The following is a 3835-nucleotide window of genomic DNA, read 5'->3' on the forward strand; positions in this document are numbered from 1 at the left end:
TCATAGCGTCGCATCCGGTTGTCTGGCTTGGTCGAGAGCGAAAAAACTGGATGCTCCATTGATGCCATATCATCTTTGGGAATGGCATCGAGCACGTCACAGATGAATAGATCCTGATTGGGGTGGCGTACTGGAAGAAGGGGCGTGCGATCATCGTCTTCCATAGCCAGAGAAGGTGCAATGTCGAACAAAGAAGGAGAAGATTCTATCGTCATTTCAATTACAGATAGCTACTATCGTCACTTCACATACGCAAGCCAATTATCGTCATATTAGATTCACTCCTAGCTTATCGTCATTTCAATTACACATGCTTGTTATCGTCATAGTGGATTCAGTTTATCGTCATAGTGGATTCAGTTTATCGTCATAGTGGATTCACAAGACGATGGAATTTTTCGATAAAACCTTTATTATTCAACATGTTATCTTGATCCGAAAAATCCGTAACACTATTTAAACACCTATTAAACACTCTAACCCTTGTGAATAACTTTTCATTCTCTGCAATTTCCAATCAAATTGAACCCAAGCACCGCCTCTTGGGGGCTACGCCCCCCCCGGCTCACGGCCTGCGGCCGCCCCGATCGCGCTTCGCGCGATCTCCCACCCGGCATCCCCTGCTCGCCCTTTCAGGGCTGCGCTAAACAGACACGCCTACGGCGTGAAGTCATAATCTGACGATGCGTTCCCGCATCGTCTTTCCACCAGTATCTTCTTCTCCCGCGTCAGCGCCTTTGGCGCCCTACGGCGCTCCCGCTCCGCGCTCGCCCGACGCCTGCAACACCAGAAGAACCGGGCAAGACCGTAATCTGCTCAAGACACACCAGTGTTCAGGCGAACATTCAGTGGCTCACATGTTGCAGCATGCCCGCCAGACGCCACAGAATGGCCGTACAAGCGTTACTATGTGTGGTAGCTAGTTTATGAGCGGTAACGGGTATTGCACCTTGTAAGCCCCTCCCAGAGAGCTTACCGCAATCATGAATGTACTCCAGCGCGAAATCCAAGGGGAACACTGTGGGGATGGAAAGAGGACCGCTAGATTCTAATGGTGTTGCATTTGTGTAGACAAATGTCTATCTTTTCGGCATGAAGATTGCGGGTTTCGACTGGGATAACGGCAACTGGCCGAAATGTGGCAAGCATGGGGTCTCCCGCGCGGAAATTAAGCAGGTTTTGCTGGGAGAACCTGCCGTCATGGCTGATCCTCATCCCGGTGAGCCTCGGATGCGGGCCATTGGCAGGACTGAAGCCGGGCGTCACGTCTTTCTGGTCTTCATGTTCAGGACGATCAGCAGTCAGACCCGGTTACGTCCCATCAGTGCCCGCTACATGCATCAGAAGGAGATCGACCACTATGAGCAGCAAAAATAGCTCCATGCCCTCGCTGCACAGTGACGAAGCGGCCGAGAATTTCGTCGCGACCGCCGATCTGACCCAATATGACCTGTCCGGTTTCAAGCCCATGCGCTTTGAGATCGAACCCAAGGCAGCCGCCCTCAACATGCGTCTGCCGGAGTCCCTGCTGGACGCCGTGAAAGCCAGGGCGAAGGCAAAGGGCATCCCTTACACACGCTATGTCCGGATGCTGCTGGAGACCGATGTCGCTCAGGCGCGGTAAAGCTGTATTCCGACCAGAACAGAGGAGATCGGGCGATGTAGGTACGCTCGGAAATCACTCCGCGCGTCATGGAGGGAAAGCCCCATGTCTCGCACCTATCATCACAGCCGCAAACACGGCCGGGACCATCGCTGGGCCAGCCGGCCGGATCGCTGCGGCTATGGAGGCTCACGTGAAGCTTCTGAATCCCCCAACTGGTACAGCTATCTGCACGATATCCGTCCTGGCCGTCATCATGACAGGCATATTGCCCGCCTGATCATCAAGGGCGGCCTTGATCCTCTCGAAGCGGTCTTTCCGTATACCGGAACCCGGCGGCCTCACGAATATTACTGGTAATCTTCAGCGCGGGAACGATCTTTCGTTTCCGACACCAACCCCCTCCTCAATCCATGCGATGCGGCGTAGGAAGGGCGTCAATGGCCGCCTGAATCCGGGCCAGATCGGCGTCCAGAAGAGCAAGAACCTGATCGGCCGGGACTGTGGGTTTCGTGCTGTTGCGCGCCTTGCAGATTGCAGTGAATTTCCCCGGCCTTAGGAAGGATGTTTTTATGCACAACAGAAACCACATCCATTAACCGATTCATTTTAGGAAAATTCACATGAGCGGACCTGTTCTCTTTACGCCGACAGTCATTAAGGATCTGACGCTACCCAATCGGATCATCGTGGCACCCATGTGTCAGTATTCGGCAGTCGACGGCCAAATGACAGACTGGCATCTGATGCATCTGGGTTCCATGGCGCTGTCCGGTTCTGGCCTGTTAACGATCGAGGCGACAGCGGTAATGCCCGATGGGCGTATTACCTACGCCGATGTAGGCTTGTGGGATGACCGAACTGAAGATGCCATGCGTCGTGTGCTGGACAGTGTCCGGACCGCTTCAGATATCAGGATTGCCATCCAGCTTGCCCATGCAGGACGCAAGGCATCGTGCGAGGTACCTTGGAAAGGTGGGGCGCAAATCCCGCCGGATATAGCAAACGGGTGGCAGACAGTCGCGCCCTCGGAAATTCCTTTCCAATCCGCAGGTCATGCGCCAATGACGCTGAACCGCGAAGACATGGTCCGGATACGTGACGCTTTCGTCACATCTGCTCTTCGGGCTGCCGCTCTGGGGATCGATATCGTGCAGTTGCATGCTGCGCATGGCTATCTTTTGCATCAATTTCTTTCCCCGATATCGAATCAAAGGGATGATTCCTATGGAGGAACACTTGAAAACCGGATGCGCTTTCCGCTGGAGGTATTCGATGCCGTGCGCGCAGCATTTCCCAACGGCCCCGTTTCTGTTCGGGTATCTGGAACTGACTGGGTGAAAGGCGGGTGGGATATTGAACAGACCATCGCCTTCTCAAATGCGCTAGAAGCCCGTGGCTGCGACGCCATCCACGTTTCCAGTGGCGGATTGAGCCTTAGGCAGAACATTCCAGTTGCTCCAAGCTATCAGGTTCCGCTGGCCCGTGCCGTCAAGCAGGAGATATCCATCCCCGTGGTTGCTGTTGGTCTGATTACAGGCTTCGAACAGGCTGAAGCTATCGTGGCCACAGGTGATGCTGACATGATCGCCATTGCGCGTACGGTCCTCTATAACCCACGCTGGCCATGGCACGCAGCTGCGCATCTGGGCGGTCATGTCAAAGCGCCCAACCAGTATCTCCGCTGTCAGCCACACACGCATCAGGACCTTTTCAAGGTCTGATCTTTTGCGCCCGTCGTCATTCCAAGCGGTACAGTGGCTGCGATGGCCCAAATCCAGCCACCTGCGCCACTGATACCAGAGTGAAGTGTGAAACTAATCGACTTATAAAGTCGATGGGGACGTAACCTGTTGATTTTCAATGAGAACTGACCCGGGTAGGGCGGAAATTTTCATTGAGATTTGACCCATGCCTTCACACTCCCCGGCATCATCTGCTGGGGGTTTGAGGAGTGATTGACATGGAGCTTCTGAGTGTGATCCGTCGGTGGCACTGCCGGGATCATCTTCCGATCCGCGAGATTGAACGCCGGATGGGGCTGTCACGCAATACGATCCGGAAATATCTCCGGGCGGAGAGTATTGAACCGCGGTTCCAGGTTCCCGAACGCCCCAGTCGACTGGACCCGTTTGTCGACAGGCTGAGGGGATGGCTCGTCCTGGAATCTGCCCGATCACGCAAGAACCGACGCACGGCACGACGACTACATGAAGACCTTGTGGCACTGGG

General features: G+C 54.5%; 5 protein-coding genes and 2 pseudogenes. 5 read left to right on the forward strand and 2 right to left on the reverse strand.

Translation table 11 applies throughout. The annotated features are described in order from the left end of the window. A pseudogene (locus B3759_RS03925) lies at window positions 1-215 on the reverse strand (plasmid replication initiator RepA); the annotation flags it as partial. Window positions 216-1092: 877 nt separating this feature from the next. On the opposite strand from B3759_RS03925, the gene B3759_RS03930 reads away from it, so the two are divergent. From B3759_RS03930 to B3759_RS03940, 3 genes are all read left to right on the forward strand, one after another. After that, complete coding sequence (locus tag B3759_RS03930) at window positions 1093-1377, forward strand: BrnT family toxin (protein WP_291363810.1); 285 nt, start codon at window positions 1093-1095, stop codon at window positions 1375-1377. Next, on the forward strand, window positions 1361-1624 hold the full coding sequence (locus tag B3759_RS03935) for a BrnA antitoxin family protein (protein WP_291363812.1): 264 nt from the start codon (window positions 1361-1363) through the stop codon (window positions 1622-1624). Before B3759_RS03930 ends, B3759_RS03935 begins: the two co-directional genes overlap by 17 nt. An 84-nt stretch (window positions 1625-1708) precedes the next feature. Next, window positions 1709-1963 (forward strand): hypothetical protein, encoded by a 255-nt coding sequence (locus B3759_RS03940; RefSeq protein ID WP_291363815.1) that lies wholly within the window; start codon window positions 1709-1711, stop codon window positions 1961-1963. Window positions 1964-2009: 46 nt separating this feature from the next. Here B3759_RS03940 and B3759_RS03945 read toward each other — a convergent pair whose 3' ends face one another. Further along, window positions 2010-2183 carry a hypothetical protein gene (locus tag B3759_RS03945; RefSeq protein WP_291363817.1) on the reverse strand — a complete coding sequence of 58 codons (174 nt, stop codon included), beginning with the start codon at window positions 2181-2183 and terminating at the stop codon, window positions 2010-2012. 43 nt (window positions 2184-2226) lie between these two features. On the opposite strand from B3759_RS03945, the gene B3759_RS03950 reads away from it, so the two are divergent. Both B3759_RS03950 and B3759_RS03955 read left to right on the forward strand, forming a co-directional pair. Beyond that, window positions 2227-3327, forward strand: coding sequence for an NADH:flavin oxidoreductase/NADH oxidase (locus tag B3759_RS03950; RefSeq protein WP_291363819.1), 1101 nt, complete (start codon window positions 2227-2229; stop codon window positions 3325-3327). A 239-nt stretch (window positions 3328-3566) separates the two neighbouring features. Beyond that, a pseudogene (locus B3759_RS03955) lies at window positions 3567-3835 on the forward strand (IS21 family transposase); the annotation flags it as partial.

This window comes from Acetobacter sp. UBA5411 (genome assembly GCF_002409645.1).
Classification (GTDB): Bacteria; Pseudomonadota; Alphaproteobacteria; order Acetobacterales; family Acetobacteraceae; genus Acetobacter.